The 26805-nt window shown below is 63.3% G+C and carries 27 protein-coding genes, 1 tRNA gene and 2 pseudogenes; 16 read left to right on the top strand and 14 right to left on the bottom strand.

What is annotated here, in order from left to right:
- Nucleotides 1-82 precede the first annotated feature (82 nt).
- Together ACYG9Y_RS26650 and ACYG9Y_RS26655 are read right to left on the bottom strand one after the other, a co-directional pair.
- Nucleotides 83-370: a YiaA/YiaB family inner membrane protein gene (locus ACYG9Y_RS26650; protein ID WP_023668598.1), complete on the bottom strand. Its 288-nt coding sequence runs from the start codon at nucleotides 368-370 to the stop codon at nucleotides 83-85.
- 111 nt (nucleotides 371-481) lie between these two features.
- Nucleotides 482-1168, bottom strand: a complete 687-nt coding sequence (locus ACYG9Y_RS26655) for a PspA/IM30 family protein (protein ID WP_023737946.1) — start codon at nucleotides 1166-1168, stop codon at nucleotides 482-484.
- A gap of 107 nt (nucleotides 1169-1275) precedes the next feature.
- Between ACYG9Y_RS26655 and ACYG9Y_RS26660 the strand changes: the two genes are divergently transcribed.
- Nucleotides 1276-1884: a TetR/AcrR family transcriptional regulator gene (locus tag ACYG9Y_RS26660; RefSeq protein ID WP_023737945.1), complete on the top strand. Its 609-nt coding sequence runs from the start codon at nucleotides 1276-1278 to the stop codon at nucleotides 1882-1884.
- Nucleotides 1885-1986: 102 nt separating this feature from the next.
- A complete protein-coding gene (locus tag ACYG9Y_RS26665; RefSeq protein ID WP_084014270.1) occupies nucleotides 1987-3948 on the top strand; it encodes an acyltransferase family protein in 1962 nt (653 codons plus the stop codon).
- 47 nt (nucleotides 3949-3995) lie between these two features.
- Here ACYG9Y_RS26665 and ACYG9Y_RS26670 read toward each other — a convergent pair.
- Nucleotides 3996-4071, bottom strand: a tRNA-Ala gene (locus ACYG9Y_RS26670).
- A gap of 148 nt (nucleotides 4072-4219) precedes the next feature.
- Here ACYG9Y_RS26670 and ACYG9Y_RS26675 point away from each other — a divergent pair.
- Both ACYG9Y_RS26675 and ACYG9Y_RS26680 read left to right on the top strand, forming a co-directional pair.
- Nucleotides 4220-4510 (top strand): YggT family protein, encoded by a 291-nt coding sequence (locus ACYG9Y_RS26675; RefSeq protein WP_023668602.1) that lies wholly within the window; start codon nucleotides 4220-4222, stop codon nucleotides 4508-4510.
- A 13-nt stretch (nucleotides 4511-4523) separates the two neighbouring features.
- A pseudogene (locus ACYG9Y_RS26680) lies at nucleotides 4524-4824 on the top strand (DUF167 family protein).
- 117 nt (nucleotides 4825-4941) lie between these two features.
- Here ACYG9Y_RS26680 and ACYG9Y_RS26685 read toward each other — a convergent pair.
- Genes ACYG9Y_RS26685 through ACYG9Y_RS26695 form a run of 3 tightly spaced genes read right to left on the bottom strand, consistent with a single transcriptional unit; the run spans nucleotide 4942 to nucleotide 7712 of the window.
- Complete coding sequence (locus ACYG9Y_RS26685; RefSeq protein ID WP_023737942.1) at nucleotides 4942-5823, bottom strand: MurR/RpiR family transcriptional regulator; 882 nt, start codon at nucleotides 5821-5823, stop codon at nucleotides 4942-4944.
- Between the two features lie 48 nt (nucleotides 5824-5871).
- The gene (locus ACYG9Y_RS26690; protein WP_023737941.1) at nucleotides 5872-6939 is read right to left on the bottom strand and encodes an ABC transporter ATP-binding protein; all 1068 of its coding nucleotides are present in this window, start codon (nucleotides 6937-6939) and stop codon (nucleotides 5872-5874) included.
- A gap of 2 nt (nucleotides 6940-6941) precedes the next feature.
- Entirely contained in the window at nucleotides 6942-7712 is a 771-nt protein-coding gene (locus ACYG9Y_RS26695) for an SDR family NAD(P)-dependent oxidoreductase (protein WP_023737940.1), read from the bottom strand.
- Between the two features lie 179 nt (nucleotides 7713-7891).
- Here ACYG9Y_RS26695 and ACYG9Y_RS26700 point away from each other — a divergent pair, with 179 nt between their 5' ends.
- The 4 genes from ACYG9Y_RS26700 (at nucleotide 7892) to ACYG9Y_RS26715 (ending at nucleotide 12737) form a co-directional block, all read left to right on the top strand.
- Nucleotides 7892-9124, top strand: a complete 1233-nt coding sequence (locus ACYG9Y_RS26700) for an ABC transporter substrate-binding protein (protein ID WP_023737939.1) — start codon at nucleotides 7892-7894, stop codon at nucleotides 9122-9124.
- A 421-nt stretch (nucleotides 9125-9545) separates the two neighbouring features.
- Nucleotides 9546-10415, top strand: a complete 870-nt coding sequence (locus ACYG9Y_RS26705) for a carbohydrate ABC transporter permease (RefSeq protein ID WP_023726098.1) — start codon at nucleotides 9546-9548, stop codon at nucleotides 10413-10415.
- Complete coding sequence (locus ACYG9Y_RS26710) at nucleotides 10412-11236, top strand: carbohydrate ABC transporter permease (protein WP_023737938.1); 825 nt, start codon at nucleotides 10412-10414, stop codon at nucleotides 11234-11236. Before ACYG9Y_RS26705 ends, ACYG9Y_RS26710 begins: the two co-directional genes overlap by 4 nt.
- A gap of 25 nt (nucleotides 11237-11261) precedes the next feature.
- Nucleotides 11262-12737, top strand: coding sequence for a M81 family metallopeptidase (locus ACYG9Y_RS26715; RefSeq protein ID WP_023737937.1), 1476 nt, complete (start codon nucleotides 11262-11264; stop codon nucleotides 12735-12737).
- Between the two features lie 155 nt (nucleotides 12738-12892).
- On the opposite strand, the gene ACYG9Y_RS26720 is transcribed toward ACYG9Y_RS26715, so the two are convergent.
- The 6 genes from ACYG9Y_RS26720 to ACYG9Y_RS26745 all read right to left on the bottom strand — a co-directional run bounded on the left by ACYG9Y_RS26720 (nucleotide 12893) and on the right by ACYG9Y_RS26745 (nucleotide 18341).
- Complete coding sequence (locus ACYG9Y_RS26720) at nucleotides 12893-14947, bottom strand: M3 family metallopeptidase (RefSeq protein WP_023737936.1); 2055 nt, start codon at nucleotides 14945-14947, stop codon at nucleotides 12893-12895.
- Between the two features lie 88 nt (nucleotides 14948-15035).
- On the bottom strand, nucleotides 15036-15449 hold the full coding sequence (locus ACYG9Y_RS26725; protein ID WP_023737935.1) for a hypothetical protein: 414 nt from the start codon (nucleotides 15447-15449) through the stop codon (nucleotides 15036-15038).
- A 67-nt stretch (nucleotides 15450-15516) separates the two neighbouring features.
- On the bottom strand, nucleotides 15517-16161 hold the full coding sequence (locus tag ACYG9Y_RS26730; protein WP_023681438.1) for a carbonic anhydrase: 645 nt from the start codon (nucleotides 16159-16161) through the stop codon (nucleotides 15517-15519).
- A 149-nt stretch (nucleotides 16162-16310) separates the two neighbouring features.
- On the bottom strand, nucleotides 16311-17075 hold the full coding sequence (locus ACYG9Y_RS26735; protein ID WP_023737934.1) for a DUF429 domain-containing protein: 765 nt from the start codon (nucleotides 17073-17075) through the stop codon (nucleotides 16311-16313).
- Entirely contained in the window at nucleotides 17072-17956 is an 885-nt protein-coding gene (gene pdxY / locus ACYG9Y_RS26740; RefSeq protein WP_023668615.1) for a pyridoxal kinase PdxY, read from the bottom strand. The genes ACYG9Y_RS26735 and pdxY overlap by 4 nt, the downstream gene beginning before the upstream one ends.
- 133 nt (nucleotides 17957-18089) lie before the next feature.
- Complete coding sequence (locus ACYG9Y_RS26745; RefSeq protein ID WP_023737933.1) at nucleotides 18090-18341, bottom strand: hypothetical protein; 252 nt, start codon at nucleotides 18339-18341, stop codon at nucleotides 18090-18092.
- A gap of 150 nt (nucleotides 18342-18491) precedes the next feature.
- Here ACYG9Y_RS26745 and ACYG9Y_RS26750 point away from each other — a divergent pair, with 150 nt between their 5' ends.
- From ACYG9Y_RS26750 to ppa, 7 genes and pseudogenes are all read left to right on the top strand, one after another.
- A complete protein-coding gene (locus tag ACYG9Y_RS26750; RefSeq protein WP_023681434.1) occupies nucleotides 18492-19124 on the top strand; it encodes a LemA family protein in 633 nt (210 codons plus the stop codon).
- Nucleotides 19125-19357: 233 nt separating this feature from the next.
- Nucleotides 19358-20128 carry a TPM domain-containing protein gene (locus ACYG9Y_RS26755; protein WP_198018627.1) on the top strand — a complete coding sequence of 257 codons (771 nt, stop codon included), beginning with the start codon at nucleotides 19358-19360 and terminating at the stop codon, nucleotides 20126-20128.
- A gap of 49 nt (nucleotides 20129-20177) precedes the next feature.
- A pseudogene (locus ACYG9Y_RS26760) lies at nucleotides 20178-20633 on the top strand (TPM domain-containing protein); the annotation flags it as partial.
- Nucleotides 20634-20668: 35 nt separating this feature from the next.
- On the top strand, nucleotides 20669-21559 hold the full coding sequence (locus ACYG9Y_RS26765) for a TPM domain-containing protein (RefSeq protein ID WP_023681431.1): 891 nt from the start codon (nucleotides 20669-20671) through the stop codon (nucleotides 21557-21559).
- A gap of 6 nt (nucleotides 21560-21565) precedes the next feature.
- On the top strand, nucleotides 21566-22204 hold the full coding sequence (locus tag ACYG9Y_RS26770) for a TPM domain-containing protein (protein ID WP_023668621.1): 639 nt from the start codon (nucleotides 21566-21568) through the stop codon (nucleotides 22202-22204).
- Between the two features lie 168 nt (nucleotides 22205-22372).
- On the top strand, nucleotides 22373-22879 hold the full coding sequence (locus tag ACYG9Y_RS26775) for a GNAT family N-acetyltransferase (RefSeq protein WP_023688843.1): 507 nt from the start codon (nucleotides 22373-22375) through the stop codon (nucleotides 22877-22879).
- Nucleotides 22880-23002: 123 nt separating this feature from the next.
- Nucleotides 23003-23536 (top strand): inorganic diphosphatase, encoded by a 534-nt coding sequence (gene ppa, locus ACYG9Y_RS26780; RefSeq protein ID WP_023668623.1) that lies wholly within the window; start codon nucleotides 23003-23005, stop codon nucleotides 23534-23536.
- Nucleotides 23537-23755: 219 nt separating this feature from the next.
- Here ppa and ACYG9Y_RS26785 read toward each other — a convergent pair whose 3' ends face one another.
- Together ACYG9Y_RS26785 and ACYG9Y_RS26790 are read right to left on the bottom strand one after the other, a co-directional pair.
- Nucleotides 23756-24352, bottom strand: a complete 597-nt coding sequence (locus ACYG9Y_RS26785) for a hypothetical protein (protein ID WP_023737932.1) — start codon at nucleotides 24350-24352, stop codon at nucleotides 23756-23758.
- A 255-nt stretch (nucleotides 24353-24607) separates the two neighbouring features.
- Nucleotides 24608-25225 (bottom strand): TetR/AcrR family transcriptional regulator, encoded by a 618-nt coding sequence (locus ACYG9Y_RS26790; protein WP_023698744.1) that lies wholly within the window; start codon nucleotides 25223-25225, stop codon nucleotides 24608-24610.
- Nucleotides 25226-25298: 73 nt separating this feature from the next.
- Between ACYG9Y_RS26790 and ACYG9Y_RS26795 the strand changes: the two genes are divergently transcribed.
- Complete coding sequence (locus ACYG9Y_RS26795) at nucleotides 25299-26582, top strand: MFS transporter (protein WP_027050546.1); 1284 nt, start codon at nucleotides 25299-25301, stop codon at nucleotides 26580-26582.
- Nucleotides 26583-26805 lie beyond the last annotated feature (223 nt).

Genomic DNA, 26805 nt, shown 5'->3' on the forward strand with positions numbered 1-26805 from the left:
TTCCATTGGGCAAGACCGGTGAAAATCCTGACTGGATTGATCAGCGGTCTTGCGCGTTGAGCCTTGTTTAGCGGGAACCCGGTTACACTTCGTTACTGCGGCTGACTTCCATCAGCAACTTCTCGGTCTTGGCGTCTTCCAGCCGGTTGATGAAGCGGCTTGCCTCTTCCGAGTCGCGCAGTGTCTTGGTGATGGTGATCGAGGTGTGCACGAGCATGATGGCGGCCATGGCATAAAACCCCTTGGCGGCGAAGCTCGCCTCCATGAAGTAGATGCCGCCGGCCATCATTGTGGCGGCAACGGCGAAACTGGCCATGGTGAAGGTCTTCCAGGCGCTTGAGTCCTTGGGGGAATAGGTGTTCGGGGTCATCGATATGGTCCTTTCGTTTCAAGGTTAGGTTGGTTGGGCGTGGGTCTGTTTCAGGCTGGATACAATCAGGCTGGATACAATCAGACTGGATAACAATCAGGCCGGGTACGATCAGGCCGGCTTGGTCATGGTCTTCGTGAGCCGTTCGAGCACGGCGTCGGCGCTGCTTCTCAGCGGCGCACCGCAGCCGGCGGCCGCAAGCTTCTCTGAGACCGCGGCAGGATCGCCCGACTGTTCCATCTCGGCCATGGCGGCCGCGGTGTCGTCCATCTGCTTTTGCCTGGTGCGCAGGCGCAGCAGCGTCTCCTCGGCGTCCCTGAGCGCCGACAGGCTGGAGCCGGGCGCGCTTTCTCGCAGGCGCTGGGTCGAGTCGACCGCGGCAACGATGCGCTGGCCGCGCTGCAATTCGCGCAGGCGCATTTCGGAGACGCGGATAATCCGCTTGAGACGCTCAATCTCGGTGCCGAAGCTTTTCTGCGCCTCGGCGGAGGCGTCGCGTTCGGCTTCCAGCATGGCGATGGTTTCGGCGGCTTCGCGGGCCAGTTCATTCTGTCCCTGCTCGATCGCGGCGATCGTGCGCTTCTCCAAATCGTCGATGCGGAGGACAAGCTTCTTGTACTGCGCGACTTCCTGTTCGTTCTGGGCGATGGCAATTGCAACCGCCCGGCGGGCGGCCGCGATAGCGTCGGCGCAATCGCGGATCTGCTGGCGCAGGATTATCAGCGCGTTGCGGTCGACGACCGCCTCGGCGGCTTCGTAGCTTCGGCCGCGAACGAGAGCAAAAAACTGTTTCAACATTTCCGTTTCTCCTCTATGAACGTTGTTCATGAGGCAAAGTAGCACATTGTGAACGGCGTTCAAGGAGAAAATGAACGGTGTTCATGATTGCGCATAAGAGAAGGTTAATGACCGCAAAACGGGACGCCAAACGCGAGGACCTCAAAGGCAGGCTGATCGAGGCCGCGCAAGCGCGCATCCAGTCCTCGGGGCTCGCCGGTCTGCGTGCGCGCGACATCACGGCCGATGCCGGCTGCGCGCTGGGCGCGCTCTACACCGCCTTCGCCGACCTGGACGAGCTCATCCTGCACGTCAATTCGATCACATTGGCCAGGCTGGGGGCGGCCCTGCAGCAAGAGGCGACCGGCGTCGCCGAGCCTAGGGCAAGGCTGAAGGCGCTGGCCAAGGCCTATCTCGGCTTCGCCCGCGACAACCGCATGGCGTGGAAGGCGCTGTTCGAGCACCGTATGGCGCCAGGCGTGGCGGTGCCCGAATGGCATCTGGCCGAACATGCGGTGCTGGTCCAGCATCTGGTTGAGCCGCTGGCCCAGCTGCTCCCGGCGGCGGCAACGCCGGAGCTTTTGGCCCGCGCGCGCACGCTGTTCTCCGCCGTGCATGGGATCGTCGCCATCTCGCTCGAAGACCGTTTCATTGGCCTGGCGTCCACCGACCTCGAAAGTGAGCTGCTGGGTTTCGTCGACACGCTGGTGAGCGGACTGGAGACGGAAAGGGAATGAACTGCTGCGATCGGCTCTTGCCTCACGGCACTCTGCCCTTATGAAGATCGTGGCGCGGACTGCCGGTTGATCCAGGCCGGCTGAGACTGTTGGGGATATCCGGTGACAATCGATCAGAACCGTCGGTTTCGACCCGAAATACAGGGGCTGCGCGGCTTGGCGGTCGCGCTTGTCGTGGTCTATCACATATGGCCGGATGTGCTGCCTGGCGGATATGTCGGCGTCGACGTCTTTTTCGTCATCTCTGGCTATCTGATCACGGGCCTGCTGGCGCAGATGGCGCTGCGCGGCGGCCGGATTTCACTGATCGAATTCTACTCGCGACGGGTGCGACGGTTGTTGCCGGCAGCAACCCTGGTGCTGCTGGTGGCATTGCTGGGCACGCTGCTTTTCATCTCAAAGGCGCGCTGGGAGGAAATGGGCAACCAGATCGTGGCGAGCGCTCTTTATGTCGAGAACTGGCGGCTGGCCTCGATTGCGGTCAGCTATCTCGAGGCCGACACCTTGCCGAGCCCGGTGCAACACTACTGGTCGCTTTCCATCGAAGAGCAGTTCTACATCGCCTGGCCGTTGGTGATGATCGGCGTGATCTGGCTGGCGCGCCGCCGTGACCTTCCGCTGAGGGCCTGCTTGATCGGGGCGTTGTCGCTCATTTTCGCGGCATCACTTGTTGCCTCCGTCGTTTTGACGGCGACGGATCCGGCCCAGGCCTATTTCGTCAGCCATACCCGCCTGTGGGAATTGGCGCTGGGTGGTCTGCTGGTGCTGACCGAACACCAGTTTCGACTGGCGGCACTCACTAGACAGTGGCTGGCGATCGCCGGCATCCTGGGCATCGTTGCGTCCGCCTTGCTGTTTTCCGCTGCAACTCCATTTCCCGGCGTCAGTGCGTTGTTGCCGACCTTGGCCACAGTGCTGGTCATCCTGGCTGGCGAGGTTGAAGTCGGCCGGTTTCGTGGGCTCGATTCGTTGCCACTTCGTTTCATCGGCGATCGCTCCTACTCGGTCTATCTATGGCATTGGCCGCTGATCACCATCTTCCAGGCGCAGGGTCATTCGCTGACCCTTGCCGGCGGTTTCGGCCTGATTGCGGCGACCCTGCTTCTATCGGATCTGTCCTATCGATATGTTGAGCAGCGCTACCGGCAAGCTCGGGGCGGCGCCTGGTGGAAGCCGCTGGGATACGGCACCGCGGCGGTTCTCACATGCGTGGCCGCATCCGGCAGCCTGCTGCTCTTTCTGAAGACCGAACGCATCGACACCGCGCTGATCGGCACGCCTTCCTACCCTGGGCCCGCCGCTCTCGTCTCCGGCGCCGTGGTCCCGGACGGTGTGAACCTTCTGCCGCCGCTGGCCCGGCTGAGGCGGGACGTGCCGGTCGTGTATGCAAGGAAGTGCCACCAGGAGGAAAGCTCGGAGCCCAAACGATGCTCTCTAGGCGATCCCACGGGTGCGAAAACAATGGTTCTGGTGGGAGATTCTCATGCAGCCCAGTGGGTGCCGGCACTGGACAAGATCGCAAAGGACCGCAACTTCAAACTGGTTACCTTTACAAAATCCGCCTGCCCATTCACCCGCGTGGCCATCACGGCGGATGGCAAACCCAACGTCTTATGCGCGCAGTGGCACGAAAAGGTGCTTGCCGAGATCCTAAAGCTGAAACCGGATCTGATCTTCACCAGCCAGTCCAATTACGGAGCGGTTCAGCAAGACGTGATGATCGAGGGGCTGCGAAGTCTCTGGGGCGGGCTGACGGACGCCGGCTCGCAAATCGTTGCCATCCGCAACACGCCCTATATGAAATTCGACCCGGGCGAATGCCTGAGTTCGACCCCAACGAAATGCGTCACCAAACTGAGCGATATTGAGCGGAGCAACGTGTTGGCGCTGGCCGCGGAAGGACAGAAAAATGTGCGCGCCATCGATATGCTCGATGCCATTTGCGGGCCGCAACTATGCCCGGCAGTTGTCGGCAACATCATCGTCTGGCGGGACAGTCATCATCTGACCGCCAGCTACTCGCTTGCCCTGGCGCCCTATCTCGCAGCGAAGGCGGGGCTTTGACGAGACGTCTCGGAACTTAGATGTGTCGACAGGCAGGAAAATTCCGCTGGTGGAGCTGAGGAGGATCGAACTCCTGACCTCGTCATTGCGAACGACGCGCTCTCCCAGCTGAGCTACAGCCCCGTCCAGCGGATGGCGCATTTATCGAAGGCGGCGGTTTCCTGTCAAGGCGGGGTTTTGCCGAAATCCCTTGTGCCCGGTGCTTATAGGCGACCGGCCCTTGCCGGTTTGGCGCGCAATGGCTACATGTCGGCAACAATCGGAGACCGGCATGCTCGCCCTCATTCAAACAATCGTCATGGCGCTGGACCTGTACTGGTGGGTCATCATCGCCTCGGCGATCTTTTCCTGGCTCTATGCGTTCAACGTCGTCAACTCGCGCAATCAATTTGTCGGCAGCATCGGCAACATGCTCTACCGGCTGACCGAGCCGGCGCTGCGGCCGATCCGTCGGTTCATGCCCGACCTCGGCGGCGTCGACATTTCGCCGATCATCCTGCTTCTGCTCCTGTTCTTTCTCAGGCAGCTCATTCTCACCACGATAGCGCCGCTGGTCCTGTGAGCCTGACGATGGCATGAGCGCGCCATTCCGCTTGCGCGCCGACGGCATCGACCTGTTTATCCGGCTGACACCCAAGTCTTCGGTGGACAGGCTCGAAGCCGTCGAACCTCCGTCGGCGGGCGCAGCCATTTGAAGGCGCGCGTGCGCGCCGTGCCGGGCCAATGCGGCGCTGGAACGGCTGGTGGCCAAGGCGCTGGGCGTTCCGGCATCGGTCGTGTCGGTCATTGCAGGCGGCACGGCGCGGCTGAAGACCGTGCATTGTCGGGGGTGATCCGGCGGTGCTGGCGCAGCGTATCGGGGCGCTCAGCGGCTGATCGAAGATCCAGCGTTGCGGCATGCAGCCCCTTGATCTGTCGGCGGAACAGCGCCCCCCTCTGTCCTGCCGGACATCTCCCCCACGAGGGGGGAGATTGGCAGTTTCCGCCCCACTCTCAATCCCCCAGCGGCAACTTCGGATCGTCGACCTTCAGCGTGTTCACGCTCTGCTTGATGCGGCGCAGGTTTTCGAGAACCCTGGGTCCGCGCGTTTCGGCCACGGAGGTGACGATCATGTCGATGATCGACAGCAGAGCATAGCGCGACGAGGTCGGCTTGTAGATGTTGCCGTCCTCCAGCGACTGGAACTGGACGACAGTGTCGGCGGCCTTGGCGAGCGCTGACTCCGGCGGGGTGATGGCGATTGTGGTGGCGCCATATTGCTGGGCAACCTGCACGGCGTCGATCACCGAGCGAGCATAGCCGGACACCGAGAACGCGATCAACGTCGTCTCCGACGTAGCGACCGCGGCATACATGCGCTGCAACTGCCCGTCGATCTGCGCCAGCACCGGCACGCCCAGCCTAAACAGCCGGTTCTGCATCTCGGTCGCCATCATCGAGGAAATGCCGCCGGAGCCGATGCACAGCACATTGCCCGAACTGACGATGCGCGCGGCCACGCCCACCAGCGTCTTCATGTCGAGGTTTTCGCTGGCGCGCTGGATGGCGGCGATTGCCGCTTCGGTGATGGCCGACGCAATGCGCTGCTCGCGCGCGTCCCGGTTCAGCGGTTCGGGCGATAGATACTGGCCGCCAATGGCGATCGCCTGCGCCAGGTAGAATTTGAAATCGCGCAGACCCTCGCAGCCGAGATTGCGGCAGAAACGGGTGACTGTCGGCTCGCTGACGCCGACGCGCGCGGCAATTTCCGAGATTGCCGCCTTGGAGGCAAAGTCGAGATCGGTGAGCACGAGACCGGCCAGGCGGCGGTCCGATTTGGTGCCGTCCTGCGACATCAGCTGCAGGCGCGTGATGATGTCGGCCGGCGTTTTCATTTCTGGGTTGTCGTCTTCATCGTGGTATTTTCGTTTTCATGCCGGCGCTCATAGCGGCAGGCCTGTCGCCGTGTCGAACAGATGGATGTTGCCCGGCGCTACCGAGACCGGCAGCAGTTCACCCGGCTTGACCTGAACCCGGTCGCGGAATACGGCGCGCACCGTGTCAGCGCCGATGGCGCCATAGACATGGGTTTCCGAGCCGGTCGGCTCGACGACATCGACCTTGATCGCCATCGCGTCGACAGCCTCGCCGATGACGAAGTGTTCGGGCCGTATGCCGGCCTCGACCGTGCTGCCAGCCGGCACCGTCTTGCTGCCGAGCGACAGTCGCCCTCCGCCGGCCGATTCGAACCAGCTTTTCTCGGGCGTCGTCTTCAGGGCGCCGGAGACAAAACTCATCGACGGCGAGCCGATGAAGGAGGCGACGAATTTGTTGGCGGGACGGTCGTAGAGTTCCAGCGGTGCGCCGACCTGCTGGATCTTGCCGCGGTCCATCACCACGATGCGGTCGGCCATGGTCATGGCCTCGATCTGGTCGTGGGTGACGTAGACGATGGTCGATTTCAGCCGCTGGTGCAGCGCCTTGATCTCGGTGCGCATCTGCACGCGCAATTGCGCGTCGAGATTGCTGAGCGGCTCGTCGAACAGGAACACCGAGGGTTCGCGCACGATGGCGCGGCCCATGGCGACGCGCTGGCGCTGGCCGCCCGACAGTTCCCGGGGATAGCGGTCGAGATAGGAGAACAGGTTGAGGACGCCGGACGCCTTTTTCACCTTGTCGTCGATTGCCGTGCGGCTTTCGCCGCGAATCTTGGGACCAAAGCCGATATTGTCGGCCGCTTTCAGGTGCGGAAACAGAGCATAGGACTGGAAGACCATCGCGATGTTACGCTGTTGCGGCGGCAAATCGTTGGCGCGCACGCCGCCGATCAAGAGGTCGCCTGAGGTGATCGGCTCCAGCCCGGCCAGCATGCGCAGCAAGGTCGACTTGCCGCAGCCGGAAGGGCCGACCAGCACGACGAACTCGCCGCTCTTGATGTCGAGGCTGATTTTTTCGAGGATCTTATGGCGTCCGAAAGATTTCGACAGGTCGCGGAACTCGACATCGGTCATGGTCAGGCTCCCAATATGTCGTCGATGAAGGGCAGGAAGCCGGCGGTCAGTCCGGCGTCGACCGGCACCACCGCGCCGGTTATCCCCGATGCGCGATCCGAAACAAGGAAGGCCACCGCTTCGGCCACTTCCGTGGCGTCGACGATGCGGCCGAGCGGATAGAGCCGCTTGAGCTTGCCGAGAACATCCGGGTTCTTGGCCAGCCGATGGTCCCATGCGGCGGTGCGGATCGAGCCGGGGCAGACGACATTGGCGCGCAGCCCGTTGCGGCCGAGTTCCACAGCGATCGCTTTGGCATAGGCATTGATGCCGGCCTTGGCTGCGGCATAGGCCGGGTTGCCGAAGTGGGCGATGGCGTTGACGGAAGAGATGAAGACGACGCTGCCCGAACCGCGCGCGGCCATCGCCTTGATCAGTGGATCGGCGAACAGCATCACCCCGGTCAGATTGAGGTCGAGCTCGTGCTCAATCTTATCGGGTGTCAATGCGGCAAGCGTCTCTGCGCGCGTCCAGCCGGCATTGTTGATCAGCATGTCGGGAACGCCATCTTTCTCAAGGATCGCTGGTATCGCCGCCTCGATGGAAGCCCGGTCGAGGAGGTCGAAGGCGTGACGCGACGCCAGGTGTGGGCTGCGCAACGCATCTTGCGACTGGTCGCAGCCGACGACCCGCGCGCCTCGTTGGGCCAGCAGCGCCACAATAGCCGAGCCGAGCCCGCCGCCGGCGCCGGTCACCAGCACGGTCTTGCCCGCGAATTCGGCCGTTGAAACCACCCTGCGCGCCTCCCTGGGATCCACGATAGTCGGAAAACGCTATTTTAGGAAATGTAATTAAGCAACAGGATAATCCGCTTGCACGGCGTGAAATGAAGGATAATGTAGGAAAGTCACATAAAGCCATGGCCGCCTGAAAGCCGCAAGAGCGCAGGCGCCAATCAAATGGGAGAGATCGAATGAAGCTTGCAAAATGGACTGTCGGCCTGATGGCCGGAATGAGCCTGCTCGCCCTGGCCGCCCAAGCAGATGCCGGCGAGGTGCGCGTAACCGTCGCCGAATACAGCGCCAAGACCGGCCCGTATTTCGAAGCGGTGAAAAAGGAATTCGAGGCAGCCAACCCGGGTATCACCGTCAAGTTCGAAGTTGTGCCGTGGGACGTGCTGCTGCAGAAGCTGACCACCGACATCACCGCCGGCACCAATGCCGACCTGTCGATCATCGGCACCCGCTGGCTGATCGATTTCGTCCAGCAGGATGTCGCCGAGCCGCTCGACGCCTACATCAAGCCAGACTTCAAGGACCGCTTCATCGACACCTTCCTGTCGCCGTCGATCATGGAGGGCAAGACCTATGGCCTGCCGATCGCGGCTTCGGCGCGCGCCATGTACTACAACAAGGAATTGTTCGAGAAGGCCGGAATCGCCAACCCGCCGGCAACCTGGACCGAGTTGCAGGAGGATGCGCGCAAGATCAAGGCGCTGGGCACCGGCACGTTCGGCTTCGGCCTGCAGGGCAAGGAGATCGAGACCGACGTCTATTACTACTATGCGATGTGGTCGCAAGGCACCGAGATTCTCAACAAGGATGGCACGTCGGGCCTCGGCACGCCGGGCGCGCTCGAAGCCGCCAAGCTCTACAAGTCGATGATCGACGAAGGCCTGACGGAACCCGGCGTCACCTCCAACAACCGCGAGGACGTCCAGAACCTGTTCAAGCAGGGCAAGGTCGGCATGATGATCACCGCGCCCTTCCTGTCCAACCAGATCAAGGACGAGGCGCCGAACCTGAAATATGGCGTGGCCGCTATCCCCGCCGGACCGACCGGCGCGCGCGGCACGTACGGCGTCACCGATTCCATCATCATGTTCAAGAATTCCAAGAACAAGGATGAGGCCTGGAAGCTGCTCGACTTCCTGTTCACCACCGAACAGCGCGCCAAGTTCACGCAAGGGGAAGGCTTCCTGCCGGTGAACAAGGAAGAGGCCAAGATGGACTATTACGTCAACAATGCCGATCTGGCAGCGTTCACCGCGCTGCTGCCCGACGCCCGCTTTGCACCGGTCATCCCCGGCTGGGAAGAAGTCGCCCAGATCACCTCGGATGCCATGCAGAAGATCTATCTCGGCGGCGACCCCGAGGCAGGCTTGAAGGAAGCGGCTGGCAAGGCCAACGCCGTGATCAAGAAATAGGGCGTATCTCCCTGCGCCCGGCGCGCCCCACGGGGCGCGCCACACTTCCTCTCCCTCCGGAGGGGGGAGAGGTGGCTCGGCGAAGCCGAGACGGAGTGGGGGAACCACCTGGCAACCGCCGCGAACGGACATAGGAAGGGCAATAGGGGCAAACATCACCTCGCCTTGCGCCCCAAGGGTCGACATCCACTCCGTCGACCCCCACTCCGTCGAGCTTCGCTCGACACCTCTCCCCCGATCAACGGGGGAGAGGAAGGGCTCCCTTCCGCAACCGCTGCGGAGGATGGGCAGGCAGGTGAGGGGCAGCGCAAACGTCCGCAGGAGATTCAAACCCTGAAGCGCTGCCTTAGACCGATATGCGAGATTGATCCGAGCTGGCGCGCCAGCGCCACTTATGTCCAACACGGTACGAATCCGGCCGATGCAAAATCGTTACCTGCCCTATTTATTGACCTTGCCCAGCCTGTTTCTGGCCGCAGTCGTCATCTTCTGGCCGGTCTGGGACCTGATCCAGATATCGACGCATGATGTCAGCCGTTTTGGGCAGCTGCGGGACTTCAACGATTTCGCCAATTATTCCGCCTTCCTCGCCGATCCCGATTTCCTGGCGGCACTCTGGCGCACCGGCCTGTGGACCGTGCTGGTGGTCGGCGGCGCGCTGCTGTTGTCCGTCCCCGTGGCGATGATCCTCAATACCGATTTCTACGGCCGCGGCATTGCCCGCGTCATCATCATGCTGCCCTGGGCGGTGTCGCTGACGATGACGGCGGTGGTCTGGCGCTGGGCGCTCAACGGCGAAAGCGGGATGCTGAACTCGGCGCTGATCGGGCTTGGCCTGATCCATGAGAACATCCAGTGGCTGGCGCGCGCCGAGACGGCATTCCCGATGCAGGTGCTGATCGGCATATTGGTGACGGTACCGTTCACCACGACCATCTTCCTCGGCGGCCTGTCGTCGATCCCCGACGACCTCTACGAGGCGGCGGCCCTGGAGGGGGCGACGCCGCTGCAGCAGTTCCGCGAGATCACCTTTCCGCTGCTGAAGCCGTTCATCAACATCGCCATCGTCCTCAACACCATCTACGTCTTCAATTCCTTCCCGATCATCTGGGTGATGACGCAGGGCGGGCCGGCCAACTCGACCGACATCCTGGTCACCCATCTGTACAAGCTGGCCTTCCGCATCGGCAAGCTTGGCGAAGCATCGGCGGTGTCGCTGCTGATGTTCGCCATCCTTTTGATCTTCACCATGATCTATGTGCGCCTCGCCATGCGGGAGCAACGCGCATGATGCCCAAGCTGAAGCGCACGATCATTGCCTGGCTGCTGCTTTCGCCGCTGCTCGTGGTGACCATCTTCCCCTTCGCGGTGATGTTTTTGACCGCGGTCAAGCCGCGGCAGGAGGTGCTGTCGCCGACCTGGTGGCCAAGCGAATTCCACTGGTCGAATTTTGCCGACATGTGGGTGGCGACCGGCTTTGGCGAGGCGCTGGCCAATTCGCTCTATGTCTCTGTTATCGCCACCGTCGGCGCCATCCTGATCTCGGTGCCGGCTGCTTACGCCATGTCGCGGTTTCGCTTTGCCGGCTACGGCGCCTTCCGCCAGTTCCTGCTGATCTCGCAGATGATCTCGCCGATCGTGCTGGTGCTTGGCCTGTTCCGGCTGATGGCCGCCTGGGGCCTGATCGAATCGACGACGGCGCTCGGCGTCATCTACATGGCTTTCAACGTCGCCTTCACCGTGTGGATGCTGCAGAGTTATTTCGACACCATCCCGCGCGATCTCGAGGAAGCAGCGTGGATGGAGGGCGCCGGCCGCTGGCTGACCTTGCGAAAAGTGTTTCTGCCGCTTTGCCTGCCGGCAATCGCGGTCACCGCCATCTTCACCTTCATCAACGCATGGAATGAGTTCGTCGTTGCGCTCACAATGCTGCGCAGCCAGGAAAGTTACACGCTGCCGATCCAGGTGTTCTCGCTGGTCGCCGGCCGCTACACGATCGAATGGCACCATGTAATGGCGGCGACGCTGCTGGCGACGCTGCCGGTGGCGATTCTGTTCATCTGGCTGCAGCGCTATCTCGTCCGCGGGCTGGCGCTCGGGGCGGTCAAATAACCGCGCCATTCACAACGGAGCTTTCATGCGCATCTTCACCGCCTCGCTGGCGACCGAAACCAACACCTTCTCGCCGGTGCCGACCGACCGGGCGTCGTTCGAGATGGCGTTCTATGCCGGGCCGGGCAAGCATCCAGACACGCCGACCTTGTGCTCATCGACGATGGTCGCGCTGCGCCGGCGTGCGGCTGCCGAAGGGCTGACCGTCATCGAAGGCACCGCCACTTGGGCGGAGCCGGGCGGGCTGGTGCAGCGGCAGACCTATGAGGCGTTGCGCGACGAGATTCTCGGCCAGTTGAAGGCAGCCTTGCCGGTCGACGCCGTCATCCTCGGCCTGCACGGCGCCATGGTGGCGCAAGGCTATGACGATTGCGAAGGCGATCTGCTGGAACGGGTTCGCGCAATCGTCGGGCCCGACGTGGTGATCGCGGTGGAGCTCGACCCGCACAGTCATCTGACCCCAAAGCGCGTCGCGGCATGCAATGTCATGGCCTATTTCCTCGAATTCCCGCACACCGACTTCTATGAGCGCGGCGAACATGTCGTCGAGCTTGGATTGGCGGCGGCGCGCGACGAGATCAAGCCGGTGATCTCGACCTTCGACTGCCGCATGATCCAGGTGCTGCCGACCAGCCGCGAGCCGATGCGCTCCTTCGTCGACCGCATCAAGGCGCTGCACGGCAAGGACGGCGTGCTGTCGGTGTCGGTCATCCATGGCTTCATGGCCGCGGACGTGCCCGAAATGGGCACGCGCATCCTGGTCGTGACCGACAATGACAAGGCCAAGGGTGATGCGCTGGCGGAGAGGCTAGGGCGCGAGCTTTACGCCATGCGCGAAAAGACGGCGATGACGATGCTGAACACCGAGGATGGCATCGCGCGGGCACTGGCGGTGCGCAAGGGAAACCCCGGCAAGCCGGTTGTGATTGCCGACATCTGGGACAATCCCGGCGGTGGCGTCGCCGGCGACGGTACCGTTGTGCTGCGCGCCATGTTGGAACAGGACGTTGACAATTTTGGCGTGGCGACGATCTGGGACCCGATCGCCGTCACATTTTGCCAGGCGGCAGGCGAAGGCGCCGTCATCGACCTGCGCTTCGGCGGCAAGGCCGGGCCGCTGGCCGGCGAACCGATCGATGCGCGCGTCAAGGTGTTGAAGGCTGTCCGCGAGGGCTGGCAGAGCTTCGGGCCAAGCCGGGTGACGCTCGGGCCAACGGCGCTGGTGCGCGTCGAGGGCACGGAAATCGACATCATCCTCAACACCAACCGCACGCAGACCTTCGAGCCGGATATTTTCTCGAACATCGGTATCGATCCGATGAGCAAGGGCATATTGCTGATCAAGTCGACCAACCATTTCTACGCCGGCTTTGAACCGATCGCGGCGGAGATCATCTATGTCTCGGCGCCGAGCTCGTATCCGAGCAATCCGGCGGTGACGGATTACAAGAAGCTGACGCGGCCGGTTTGGCCAAGGGTGGCGGATCCTTGGAAGGTCTAATCTCCTTGAGGGGGAGATGTTGCCCAAGTTGACAGGGGGTCGCCTCGCGTGAAGCGCCGACCTTCATCTGCCGCAGGAGGTCGAGCCCAGTCGGACCGACCCCCCTCTGGCCGCTTTGCGGCCATCTCCCCCTCGAGGGGGGAGATAAGCTGGCGCTATAGCAATCCCCGCTTCACCATCATCGCTTCCGGCGAAGGCATCTTGCCGCGGAACGCCGTGTACAGCTCCTCCGGATCCTTCGACCCGCCGGCGGCATAGATATTCTTCCGAAGCCGTTCCGCCAGCGCCGGGTTGAAGGGATCGCCGGTCTCCTCGAAGGCGGCGAAGGCGTCGGCGTCGAGCACTTCCGACCACATGTAGGAATAGTAGCCGGCTGAATAACCGTCGCCGGAGAAGATATGGCCGAAATGCGGGGTGCGATGACGCATGGCGATGGTGTCGGGCATATCAAGCTTTTCCAGCGTTTCGGCTTCGAAACGCAGCGGTTCCGCCGGCGCATCCGGCCGCGCGTGATACGCCATGTCGATCAGCGCCGACGCTGTGAACTCGACCGTGGCGAAACCGGCGCCGAACGTGCGGGCGGCCAGCATCTTGTCGAGCAGCGACTTCGGCATCGGCTTGCCGGTCTTAACATGCAGCGCATGCTTTTCCAGCACTGCGGGCACCGTCAGCCAGTGCTCGTAGAGCTGCGAAGGCAGTTCGACGAAATCGCGGGAAACCGAGGTGCCCGCCACCGACGGCCAGGTGACGTCGGTCAGCATGCCGTGCAAAGCATGGCCGAACTCGTGGAACAGGGTCTTGGCCTCATCGACCGACAACAGCGCCGCTTCCCCGGCCGGCGGCTTGGCGAAGTTCATGATATTGTAGATCACCGGCTTGGAGCCATCGCCAAGCTTGTAGCCCGACTTCAGCGCGCTCATCCACGCGCCGGAGCGCTTCGAGGACCGGGCGAAATAGTCGGCGAGGAACAGGCCGCGCTCGCTGCCATCGGCGTTCTTCACCACGAAGACGCGCGCGTCGGGATGCCAGGCGGCGATGCCCTTCTTCTCCTCGAAAGTGATGCCGAACAGTTTTGTGGCGACGTCGAAGCAGGCGTTGATGACCCGGTCGAGCTGCAGATAGGGTTTCAGTTCCGCCTCGTCGAAGGCGAATTTTTCGGCGCGCAACTTCTCCTGGTAGAAGCGCCAGTCCCAGGCGGCGAATTTTTCGTTGCTGCCTGCCTTGGTCGCCAGCCGCTCCAGCTCCTTCTGGTCGGCGGCGGCCTTCTCCAGCGCTTTCTCCCAGACCGGGTCGAGGAGGTCGTGCACAGCCTTCGGCGTCTTGGCCATGGTGTCGTCGAGTTTCAGCGCGGCGAACGAGGCATAGCCGAGCAGCTTGGCCTTTTCGGCGCGCAATTTCAGCATGTCGCGCACCACTGCGGTGTTGTCGCTGGCGCCGCCGTTCTGGCCGCGCATGGTGAAAGCGCGGAAGGCGGTCTCGCGCAGGTCGCGGCGTTCGGAGAAGGTCGTGAACGGCTCATAGATAGAGCGCGACAAGGTGACTGCGTAGCGGCCTTTCTGGCCGCGCGTCTCGGCGGCTTCGGCCATCGAACTCTTCACGAAGTCCGGCAGGCCCGCAAGATCAGCCTCGTCGAGGAAAAGCGCCCAGTCGCGCTCGTCGGCCAGCACATTCTGGCCGAAGGTCGTGCCGAGCGAGGACAGCTCCTCGCTGATGTTGGCCAGCCGCTTCTTGCCGTCGGCGTCGAGTTTTGCGCCCGATCGCACAAAGCCTTTCCAGGTCTTCTCCAGCACCCGCAGCGTCTCGACGTCGAGTTTTAGCGTCTCCCGGCGCTGGTAGAGGTCGTCGACGCGGGCAAACAGTTTCTCGTTCATCGAGATCGCCGAGAAATGCCGCGACATCTTCGGCGAGATCTCACGCTCCAGCGCCTGGATCGCATCGTTGGTGTGGGCGCCGGCCCGGCACCAGAAGATCGACGAGACATGGTCGAGCGGCTCACCGGCGAGCTCGAGGGCTGCCAGCGTATTCTCGATGGTCGGCGCATCCTTGTTGCCGGCGATCGCATCGACTTCGGCCTCATGTGCCTTCAGCGCCGCGTCGAACACCGAGGAGAAATCGTCGTCGCCGATGCTGGCAAAATCCGGCAGGCCGAGCGGCCCTTGCCATTTGGTCAGCGGATGGGCGGCGAGATCGACGGTTTTCGTGGACGGCATGGGGGATCTTTCGATGATTGGCGGAGCTTGCTGACCGATGTAGGGCGATGACTGGCGCGGCGCAACAGCGCGGCCGTTCCAGCCCGCGTCAGAAGCCGTCGCAATTTTCCGCGATCGCCGCTTGCGAACTGGCGGTGATGCGGTTGCCGGTGACGCCGAACGTCTCCTGCATCAGCATGTCATTGTTGGGGAAATCATAGCAGGCGATGACAGTGGTGACGCCGGCCTCGCTCTTTTCGACGCGATGCCGGATTTCGGCGCCGGCGACCGCGCCCTTCCATTCGTCGATCGACGCGATGAACTCCTGCTTCGACTGCACGACGCCGAGATCGTCGAGCTTGATGCGGACATCGTCGGCGAGCAGGTCCGACAATTCGGTGCGATCGGCGACCAGCAGCGCCGAATACCAGCGGTCGATAATGGCGCCGTCATCGGAGCGGGCAGGGACGAGCGAAATCAGCAGCGCCGCTACGGCGAAAGCGATCGCAGGCCAAACCCGCATTCTTGCCTCCTCTTATTTGACCATGCCCTTATCCGAAAACCGGTTCCCACTTTTCGGGATCATGGGTCTACGTCAAATCCGGCCGCTCGAAGTCGCCGGTGTCCTTGTTCATCACCCAGAGCTCGCCGGTCGAGATGTCGAACCAGGCGCCATGCAGCGACAGCCGCCCCTTGCCTTCGAGGATGGAGACGCAAGGGAAGGTCCTGAGATTGGCGATCGAATAGCGGATGGAAATCCGCTCCAGCGCCGTCTGCCGTTCGGTTGCCGTCATGAACGTGCTGGACGAAACGGTTTCGGCCGCCGGCGCGATCAGGCTCATCCATTTGCCGATGAAGTCGCCGGGCGACAGCGGCGCCGAATTGGTGTCGAGCGCGGCGCGGATGCCGCCGCAGCGGCCATGGCCCATCACCACGATGTTTTTCACCTTCAGGCTCTGCACGGCGAATTCGAGCGCGGCCGAGGTCGAGTGGAACTCGCCGTCCGGTGCATAGGGCGGCACCAGATTGCCGACATTGCGCAGGACGAACAGTTCGCCCGGACCGGCGTCGAAGATCGCCTCGGGGGCAGAGCGGGAATCGCAGCAGGCAACGATCATGGTTTCGGGCGCCTGCCCTTCGCGGGCGAGCTCGCGATAGCGTCCGCTCTCGGTGAGATAGCGGCCATTCATGAAGTTGCGGTAGCCGGTCCAAAGATGTTCGGGGAGATGGGGCATGGGCTAGGGATGAAGCCTTTCGGGGTTAGCGACGGCAGCTCATTTCAAGTTAGAAAGGCTCTAACGGCAAATGCCCGTCGCGGGCAATGCCGAATTGCAGATGGCTTCGTCGCAAATCGCCATGCCGCACGCATGGCTCGCCGCTTGCCTCACGCCCAGATCGCCAGGGGAATGCCCAAACGGTCGGCAAGCGGCGGGTCGGGAAACGGCTTTGCCTCGCCGCCGGCAATGCGTCCGGCAATCAGCATCATCGCTGCGGCGTCGAGGAAATCGTCGGCGGCAGCACCGCGTTGCGGCGGCTGGTCAAGGAAGGCTCTGGTATAGCCGTGCCGGCAGAGCAGTGCCTTGCGCTCTTCCATCCCGGCAGGATTGACTGCGCCCTTGATCTTCTTCGGCAGCGTCATCGGTTTTTCGCCGTTCAGCCGGCAGAAGGCCACTTCGGGGTGCGATTCGAAGACGCGGCGGCGCAGTTGCGGACGTGCGATCAGCAGCGCGTCGATCTCGCGTATCTTGGCAAAGATGCCGAAGGCCTGGATCGAGACGCCGCGTGGCGGATCGGAGGTCGCCCTGGCCACCTCGCTGGCGCGCCGATGCGCCTCATACCAGGCCTCGACCGTGGTGAAGTCGCTGATGTCGGCGTAGAGGGCCGCGCGGGACGGGATAGAGAAGACGCTGAATTGCCGTGCTCCGAGCATTGGCCGTACCAAGGTCTCCGGCCCGCGCCCGCCTCTTTGCGAGACGTCCGGCAGGCCGATCGGCATGTCGACGGCCACTGTCGCATCGGCGGGCAAGGCGTCGAGCAGGGCCGCAAAGCTGGGAAAGACGCGGACTGACGGCGCGGCATCCAGATCGCGGCGGACGGCGATCCAGCCGGCCTTGCAGCCGTCGGCGCCGACGACCACGGTCGAGGTCACGCCCGGCGGTCCCGCCCCGGATGCGTGAGGTGGCGCAGCTGCACCATCGCCATCGGGTGCGACAGGCTCTGGGCATCGGTTTCAAGCTGCAGCTCGTCGCCGCCACGCTTGGCGGTTCGCGCCAGGATTTCGTAGACGGCGGCGGTGGTCGATTGCAGCGCCTTGATCGGCGGCTGCCCCGACAGGATGCGGGCGAGGTAGACGGCCGCAGTCAGGTCGCCGAGGCCATTCGGCGGCTTGTCGATGAGGCGGTGTTCGGCCAGCAGCGCCTGGGTGCCGTCAAGCAGCAGATTGCCGGTGCCGCCGGTCATCATCGACTGTGCCGACGTCACCAGCATTGTTGACGGTCCGGCATGGAGGGCGGCCGAGATCACGGATTTCAGATCGGGCAAGGGCGCGCCGGCCATCCACTCCAGCTCATAGCGGTTGGGGGTGGCGATGTCGGCGATCGGCATCAGTCGATCACGCATGGCGGCGGCCGTCGGCTCGGGCACATAGAGCCCGCCGGAATCGCCCATCACCGGATCGCATATATAGATCGCGTCCGGCGTCTTGGCCTTGACTGCCGCAACCAGCGAGGCGACGGCCTCGGCCTGGCCGGCCTCGCCGAGATAGCCCGACAGCACCGCGCCCACCTCGCCCAGCCAGGGCGCGCGCTCGAGATCGGCCATCAGCGCCTTGAACTGGTCGAGCGGCGGCACGATGCGCGTGGCGCGGCCATGGCCCGGATGCCAGGGCAGGATGACCGTCGGTACCGCCCACACCGGAAAGCCCAGCGTCTCCAGCGCAAACACGGCGGCGCGGTTACCGACCGAGCCGCGGGCGACATGGCTGGAAATGACGATGACCGCGCGCGGCGCGTCGGCTTTTTCGCTGTTCATGGAAAATCCTAGATACGGATAATTTTTCGTTGAATCGTCATCCTGATCTATCTCTTTGGTTGGAGCATGATCTCCGGACAAAACGGTTCCCGCTTGTCCGAGAAAACCGGTTCCCACTTTTCAGGATCATGCTCTAGCTGCCCCGGGAGACGTAGTACACGAGCCAGATCAAAAGGCCGAGGGCGACGATGAGCCCAAGTGCGCGACCGATGCGGGTGCCCCAGACCTCGATCGGATCGGATCGGTCGGCCTCCGCTGCGGTAACATGATCGCGCGCGCCTTTCGCTGCCCGTGACACCAGCGATGCGCTGCCAAGGCCGCCCTCGTTCGCCACGCGCTCGATAATGCGGCGCGATTCGCTGTCACCGTCGCGGCCTTCCGCCATGGTCCTGTCCTGTTTGCCGGCAACCATACCGTGTTCGCGCGATCAATCACAGGGCCTCGCCGGCGCATGAATGCGCGCCAGCGGCAGACATTTTCTTGAGCGCGGATTGTGCTAATGCTTCACATGCAACTTCTGTCGAGGGACCTCACCATGTTTGCCCAGCGCCTTGCCTTCCCTTTCCGCAGTCTGCCGGCCGTGCTGATGATGGCCGTCGTGCTGCCTCTGCTCGCCGGCTGCGGCTTCAACACCATCCCGACGGCGGAGGAAAACGCCAAGGCGGCATGGAGCGAGGTGCTGAACCAGTATCAGCGTCGGTCCGACCTCATTCCCAATTTGGTCGAGACGGTGAAGGGCTATGCCTCGCATGAAAAGGACACGCTCGATGCGGTGGTCGAAGCGCGCGCCAAGGCGACGCAGATCACGGTGACGCCGGAAACGCTGAAGGACCCCGAAGCGCTCAAGAAGTTCCAGGATGCGCAATCAGGGCTGACCAGCGCGCTGTCGCGGCTGATCGCGGTGTCGGAGGCCTATCCCGACCTCAAGGCCAACCAGAATTTCCTGGCGCTGCAGGCGCAACTCGAAGGCACCGAGAACCGTATCGCCGTGGCGCGGCGCGACTACATCCTGGCGGTCAAGGATTACAATCTGACGCTGAGGACCTTTCCGTCGGTGCTATGGGCAACCTTCTGGTTCCGCAGCAACGAGCCCTTCGCCAACTTCACCGTCGAAGAAGACAAGATGCAGCCGCCGAAGGTCGATTTCGGCACGAAGCAGGGCGGGTGATGACGTCTGCTTGGCCTTTGCCAGCCTTGCGTTCCTTCACACCCCCCTCTGTCCTGCCGGACATCTCCCCCTCAAGGGGGGAGATCAGCTGTCTTCTGTCCTTGCGCCAAATATCAGCGTTGCCGGCTGAGCGTCGGCAGCGAGATTGCCAATCTCCCCCCTCGAGGGGGAGATGTCCGGCAGGACAGAGGGGGACGCGAAGGAACGCCAACCTTGGTGTTCTTCTCGCCTTTCTGGCCGTCTTCCTGCCCCTCACCGCCTTCGCCGCCGACCTCCCCGCGCTGACCGGCCGCGTCGTCGATAACGCCGGCATTATCGACGCGGGAACCAAAGCCGCGCTCACCCAGAAACTCGCCGACTTCGAGACCAGAGGCTCCGACCAGATCGTCGTCGCCACCATCCCCAGCCTCGACGGCGAGGAGATCGAGCCTTACGCCAACCGGCTGTTTCGCTTCTGGAAGCTCGGCCAGGCCAAGGAAAATAACGGCGTGCTGCTGCTGGTGGCGCCGAACGACCGCAAGATGCGCATCGAGGTCGGCTATGGGCTGGAAGGCACGCTGACCGATTTGCACACCAAGCTGATCATCGAAAACGACATGGTGCCGGCGTTCCGCGCCGGCGATTTCTCCGGGGGCATTTCCAAGGCCGTCGACGACATGGTGATGGTGCTGGAAGGCAATCCGGAGGAATTGGAGGCGCGCGGCGAGCGCAACCAGAAGCCGCCCATCAATACCGACAATCTGTTCTTCGGCGTCTTCATCAGCATCTGGGCAATCATCTTCTTCGGCAGCATGGCCGCCTCCATCCTGCCGCCGATCTTCGGCCAAAAACTCGGTCCCGGCCGCTATCGCTGGCTCGGCATGACATTCGAGCCGCACAAGCGGTCGTCCAGCGGCGGCTGGTCTTCGGGCGGGGGCGGCTGGTCGTCGGGTTCAAGCGGTGGTGGCGGCTTTTCCGGCGGCGGCGGTTCGTCCGGCGGCGGCGGCTCCTCGGGAAGCTGGTGACGAGATGACAACACGCATCGCCAATCCCTGGCATGGCCGCTTCGCCACGATGACCGGCGCTGCCTTGCTGGTCTTGCTCGTCAGCTTCGCGGCGCTGGCGGCGGAACTGCCCGCCCTCACCGGTCGTGTCGTCGACAATGCAGGCATCATCGACGCTGCGACCGAGGCGGCGCTGACGCAGAAGCTGGCCGATTTCGAGACCAAAGGCTCCGACCAGATCGTCGTCGCGACGGTTCCCAGCCTCGACGGCGAGGAGATCGAGCCTTACGCCACCCGGCTGTTCAACGCTTGGAAGCTCGGCCAGAAGGCCAAGAACAATGGCGTGCTTCTGCTGGTGGCCGTGAACGACCGCAAGATGCGCATCGAGGTCGGCTACGGGCTGGAAGCCACGCTCACCAACCAGCACGCCACACGGATCATTGAAGGCATGGTGCCGGCCTTCCGCGCCGGGGATTTCTCCGGCGGTATTTCCAAAGCGGTCGACGACATGATCATGGTGATTGAGGACAGTCATGGTGGTTGAGGGGAACTGGTGACGGCATGACAGTACGCGTCTTCAATCCGCCAAGACCTGGCCGCGCAGCCGCGACGATCGGCATCGCGCTGTTGACGATGCTCACCATGCTGTTTGTAGCTTTGGCGGCAGACCTGCCGGCACTCACCGGGCGGGTGGTCGACAATGCCGGTATTATCGACGCCGCGACCAAGGCGGCACTGACGCAGAAGCTCGCGGATTTCGAGACCAAAGGCTCCGACCAGATCGTCGTCGCCACGATCAACAGCCTCGACGGCGAGGAGATCGAACCCTACGCCAACCGGCTGTTCCGCTTTTGGAAACTCGGGCAGGCCGGCGAAAACAACGGCGTGCTTCTGCTGGTGGCCAAGAACGACCACAAGATGCGCATCGAGGTCGGCTACGGGCTGGAAGGCACGCTGACCGACCTGCACACCAAACTGATCATCGAAAACGACATGGTGCCGGCGTTCCGCGCCGGTGATTTCTCCGGCGGCATTTCCAAGGCCGTCGACGACATGGTGATGGTGCTGGAAGGCAACCCGGAAGAGCTGGAGGCGCGCGGCAAGCGCAACCCGGCCGACCGCAGCACGCCCATCGATCCCGTCGTCGCGGTCTTCCTGATCCTGTGGGCGGCGATGTTCTTCGGCGGCCTGGCGATGGCCTTCCTGCCGCCGATCTTCGGCACCAAGCTGTCGCCGGGCGTGTATAAATGGCTGGGCATGACCTTTCGCTACGGCCAGGGGCCGAGCGGATCGTCCTCGGGCTCCAGCAGCTGGACAACAAGTTCGTCGTCGGGCAGCGGATGGTCATCGGGAAGTTCGGGCAGCAGCTGGTCTTCGGGCTCAAGCAGCGGCGGCGGGTTTTCAGGCGGCGGCGGTTCGTCTGGCGGTGGCGGGTCTTCAGGGAGCTGGTGAGAGAAGATGGCAACACGACCGATCAGCCCACAGGACCATGAGCGCATCGCCACCGCGATCCGCGCGGCCGAGGCCAAAACCGACGGCGAGATCTACTGCGTCGTTGCGCATGCCAGCGACGGCTATTTCTTTCCCGCCGCCTTCATGGCGACATCAGGCATGCTGATTGCCAGCCTCGCCGTCGCTTATGGGCTGGAAGCCTGGTGGCTGTCGATCCGGCTGCCGCATTTCGTCATTGTCCAACTGCTGGCACTGGCCTCGGTGTTGGTGCTTTTGTGGGCGCTGCCGGGCTTGCGCATCCATCTGGTGCCGCGCCGGCAGCGTTATCAGGCGGCACATCACAATGCGCTCAGGCAGTTCCTCGCCCGCAATGTCCACCGCACCACGGCGCGCACCGGCGTGTTGGTCTTCGTGTCGATCGCCGAGCGTTATGCCGAAGTGGTCGCCGATTCGGGCATCGACAGCAAGGTCGGCCAGCATGTCTGGGACGGCGTGGTGCGCGATCTCCTGCAGCATGCCGGTGACGACCGGCTCGCCGACGGCTTCGTCAAGGCGATCGGGCAGGTCGGCGCGGTGCTGGCCGAGCATTTCCCGGTGACGTCGGGCGACGCCAATGAGCTGGACGATCATCTCGTCGAGATCTGAAGAGCCTGCACGCGCTACCCGGACGGACGCCTGACCGCGCCGGCTGGGCGCGTTTTCCAGGCAGGCTTTGCCCATTGTCAGCAGTGTCGCGATCGGCTGTGAGAAAGCGGTCGGCGGGCTGACCTCGAGTCTTGCAAATGGCCGATGCGGGTTTATGGTTAACAAATCATGAATACGCTGAGCATCGACATCAGGAAAGCCGAACCGCGCGACGCCGGCGCCATTGCCGACGTGCACCAGCTGGCCTGGGAGGGCGCCTATTCCGGCATCATCCCGCATCGCTCGCTGACCTCGATGATCAACCGCCGCGGCGCCGACTGGTGGGCCAACGCCATCCGCCGCGCCGCCACCGTTCTGGTGGTCGAGATCGGCGGCACCATCGCCGGCTATGCCACGATCGGCAAGAACCGCGCCCGCGAGCTGAAGCAACAGGGCGAAATCTACGAACTTTACCTGCGTCCGGAATATCAGGGCATCGGGCTCGGCAGCCGGCTGTTCAAGGCGGCGCGGGCGCGGCTTGCCGACCACGGGCTGAAGGGAATGGTGGTGTGGGCGCTGGAAGACAACCAGAACGCACTTTCCTTCTATGCCGGCGCGGGTGGCCGTGACGTCGCCGAAGGCGTCGAGATTTTCGAGCAGAGGGCGCTCAAGAAGGTCGCCTTCGTCTGGGAATGACCGGCCTCGGTTACAAATCATCATAAACCGTGCGCTTCCGTTAGCGCTTCGCACCAATCGCCGCATTGCACCATGCCGCGCCGCCCGCTATCGATCTTGGACATCGAGAGAGGGATTTAAGCCATGCGAATCGAAGCCATTGCCATCGGAAAGAACCCGCCCGAGGACATCAACGTCATCATCGAGGTGCCGATCGGCGGCGAGCCGATCAAGTACGAGATGGACAAGGAGGCCGGCACGCTGTTCGTCGACCGTTTCCTGCATACGTCGATGCGCTACCCCGGCAATTACGGTTTCGTGCCGCACACGCTGTCGGGCGACGGCGACCCGATCGACGTGCTGGTCTGCAACACGCGCGCGCTGGTGCCGGGCTGCGTCATCAATGTGCGGCCGATCGGCGTGCTGGTGATGGAAGACAATGCCGGCCAGGACGAGAAGGTCATTGCCGTGCCCTCGCCGAAGCTGACGCTGCGCTACGAAAACGTCACCGAATACACGCAGCTGCCCGAGATCACCCGCGACCAGGTCCAGCACTTCTTCGAGCACTACAAGGATCTCGAGCCCGGCAAATGGGTCAAGATCGAAGGCTGGCACGATTCGAAATACGCCAAGAAGATGATCGTCGACGCGATCGCACGGGCGAAGGCGGCGAAGTAGCGCCGAGAGAGGCCTGCGTCTCGTTCAAGTAAGCGGCAAACGCCAGCGCGAGGCACCCCCCTCTGGCCTGCCGGCCATCTCCCCCTCAAGGGGGGAGTCGCAACGGCTTTCGTCAATTTTCAGCGCCGAAAGAAAAGCGCCGCCAGCGAAGCTGCCAATCTCCCCCCTTGAGGGGGAGATGCCCGGCAGGGCAGAGGGGGGTGCCTTGCACCCACGTGACTAGTTATCCACCCGACCAAACGCCGGCACGTTGCCGATGACGGTGTGCTTGTCCTTGCCACAGGCGAAACTCTTCGCCTTTTCGTCGGCCAACTTGCGCGCCTGGTCATTGGCCTGCGGGTTGCCGGTGGCCAGCACGAGGCCGATGGTGCAGCCGTCGCGGGCTTCCATCTGGGCGACCTTGGCGACGAGCAGCACTTCGGTCGGCTTGTTCTCGTCCTCGGGATTGCTGATCGAGCGGCGGTGGATGACGGCAAAGGGAACGGCAACGTCGCCCTTGGTCTCGATGCGCCACTCGACCTTGGCGCCGGACGAGTTGAAGCCGGAAAAGCTCTCCCAGACCGAGGTCATGTCGCCGCCGGGCGGAAATCCGTAGAACAGCGATTCACGGGCGTCGTCATAGGCGATCAGCACGGGATAGCCACGATAGCCGGAGCAGGCGAGTTCGGCCCAGTCGCCATCGCCTTCCTCGGCCTGCGCATAGGTCACGCAATCCTTTTGCGAGTCGAGGTCGGTGTAGACGCTGGATATGCCATCGGCATGGGCTGCCTGGCAGAGGGCGGCGAGGGCGAATGGAACAAGCAGCAGGGTTCGCATGCGGACTTTTCCCTTGAGGTTGGCCCCAGCCTATCGCCAAATTTGCGGCCGGCCTAGCGTGCCAATCTCAACGTTGGCGCCGCCCAAATCGCCCTGCCGGGCAATTCTCCCCCTGAACGGGAGAAAGTGGCCGGCTGCGCCGCTGGCGACAACCTTGCAACGCTGGCAATTGGCGAAATCGTGATGAGAGCGTTCCTCGCCCCATTTCCGGGAAAGGATGCCGGCAGGTGAGGGGCGGCGCCAACGTTCGAAATGTTATTTCTTCAAGCTCGCCTCGATCAGCAGGTCGGCGTTGCGGGCGACCGCTGCCGCCGGGCCTCCGAGGCCGAAGAGCTGGCCGCTGATATAGGCGCCTTCGATCAACAGCAGCAGGCCGTCGCCGAGCGTGTCAGGGTCTTTAGCGCCCATCGCTGCGGCCATCGCGCGCAGGCGGTGGCGCAACTCCTGCTTGTTGGCCTCGCTGACGACGCGCGCCGGATGGCCATGTTCGGGATATTCCACCGCCGCGTTGGTCATGCCGCAGCCGCGATAGTCCGGCCTTTGCGTGCGCTTGCCGACGCGAGTCAGGAAAGCCCTGAGCTGTGCCCGCGGGTCGCCGGGATGGGCAGCCACGGCTTCGTCGAAACGCTCCCAATACTCACGGTCATATTGCCTGAGATAGGAAGCGGCGAGCTCGTCCTTGGAGGGAAAGCTGCGGTAGAGGCTGGGCTTGGTGACGCCGGCGCGCTTGACGATCTCGTCGACGCCGATCGCCCGGATGCCGCGGCGGTAGAACAGGTCGTACGCCACGTCGAGGATTTTCTTGGCAGCCTTGGGCGGTGCGGCTGCATGACCGTCCTTGATGGTCAGTTCAATATTTTTGTCCGTTGGCATGGTATGACTCGATTGACGTGTTACCGATCGGTACGTATACATGTCCTCACCCTGCAACGTACCGGTCAGTAACATGATAGCTCAATCCCGTCCCTTTGGCCAGCGCTACGCTTTCGTCGTGGTTGGCGTCATCTTCCTCTGCTTGTTGATCGCGGCCGGGCTTCGTTCCGCACCCTCGGTGATGATGCTGCCGTTGGATAAAAGCTTCGGCTGGGGGCGCGATACGGTTTCGATTGCCGCCGCGATCGGCATCTTCCTTTACGGCCTGACCGGGCCGTTTGCCGCCGCATTGATGGAGCGTATCGGCTTGCGCCGCACGCTGCTTGCCTCGCTTGTGATCATGTCGGGCTCGACCGCGCTCAGCCTGCTGATGACCGAGCCATGGCATCTGTTCCTCACCTGGGGCGTGTTTTCAGGTATCGGCTCCGGCGCGGTCGCCACCGTGCTCGGCGCCACCATCGTCAACCGCTGGTTCAAGACCAATCGCGGCTTGGTGATGGGGCTGATGTCGGCCTCCAGCGCCACCGGCCTCTTGGTGTTCCTGCCGCTGCTGGCATCGCTCGCCCAGTCGGGCGGCTGGCAGCCCGTCGCTACCGCCGTCTCGATCGCCACCGCCTGTCTTCTGCCGCTGGTCTGGCTGTTGGTTCCGGAGCGTCCCGCTTCGATCGGCATGGTGCGCTATGGCGCCGGGACCGATGACGTGCCGCCGGTATCGCCGGCATCGCAAGGCAATTTCCTGGCGCATACGCTGAACACGCTACGCCGCGCTGCCGGCACCCGCGTCTTCTGGTATCTGTTCGCCACCTTCTTCATCTGCGGCTTCACCACCAACGGGCTGGTCGGCACGCATCTGATCTCTTTCTGCGGCGACATGGGCATCCCCGAGGTACAGGCCGCGGGCCTGCTGTCGCTAATGGGCATTTTCGACCTGATCGGGACGACGCTCTCGGGCTGGCTCACCGACCGTTTCGACCCGCGCAAGCTGCTCGGCGTCTACTACGGCATTCGCGGCCTGGCGCTGATCTATCTGCCCTATTCCGGCTTCTCGGCGACCAGCCTGATCATCTTCGCCGTGCTCTACGGTCTCGACTGGATCGCCACCGTGCCGCCGACGCTCAGGCTCGCCAACGAGGCCTTCGGTGACCGCAGCGGCCCGATCGTGTTCGGCTGGATCGTAGCCGGCCACCAGGTCGGCGCCGCCACCGCCGCCGCCTTCGGCGGCACCATGCGCGAACTGCAGGGCAATTACGAACTGGCTTTCCTGATCGCCGGCATGACGGCGATCGTGGCTGCGTGTCTGTCGCTGCTGATCAATACGAGCAGGCCGGCTTTCGATCCGGAGCCGCAAGCGGCGTAAGGCGCGGTACTAATCTCCCCCCTCAGGGGGGAGATGGCCGCGAAGCGGCCAGAGGGGGTCCGTGCGACCGGACTCAGCCTCTTGCGCATAGGAGGTCGGCGCTCCAAGCGAGGCGACCCCCTTCTGTCGCCTTCGGCGACATCTCCCCCCTCAAGGGCGGAGATCACCTGTCGGTTGTTATCAAAGTTTCATCTTCCCGAGATGTGGCTGAAACATTGAAGCT

This window comes from Mesorhizobium sp. W050, from assembly GCF_054719535.1.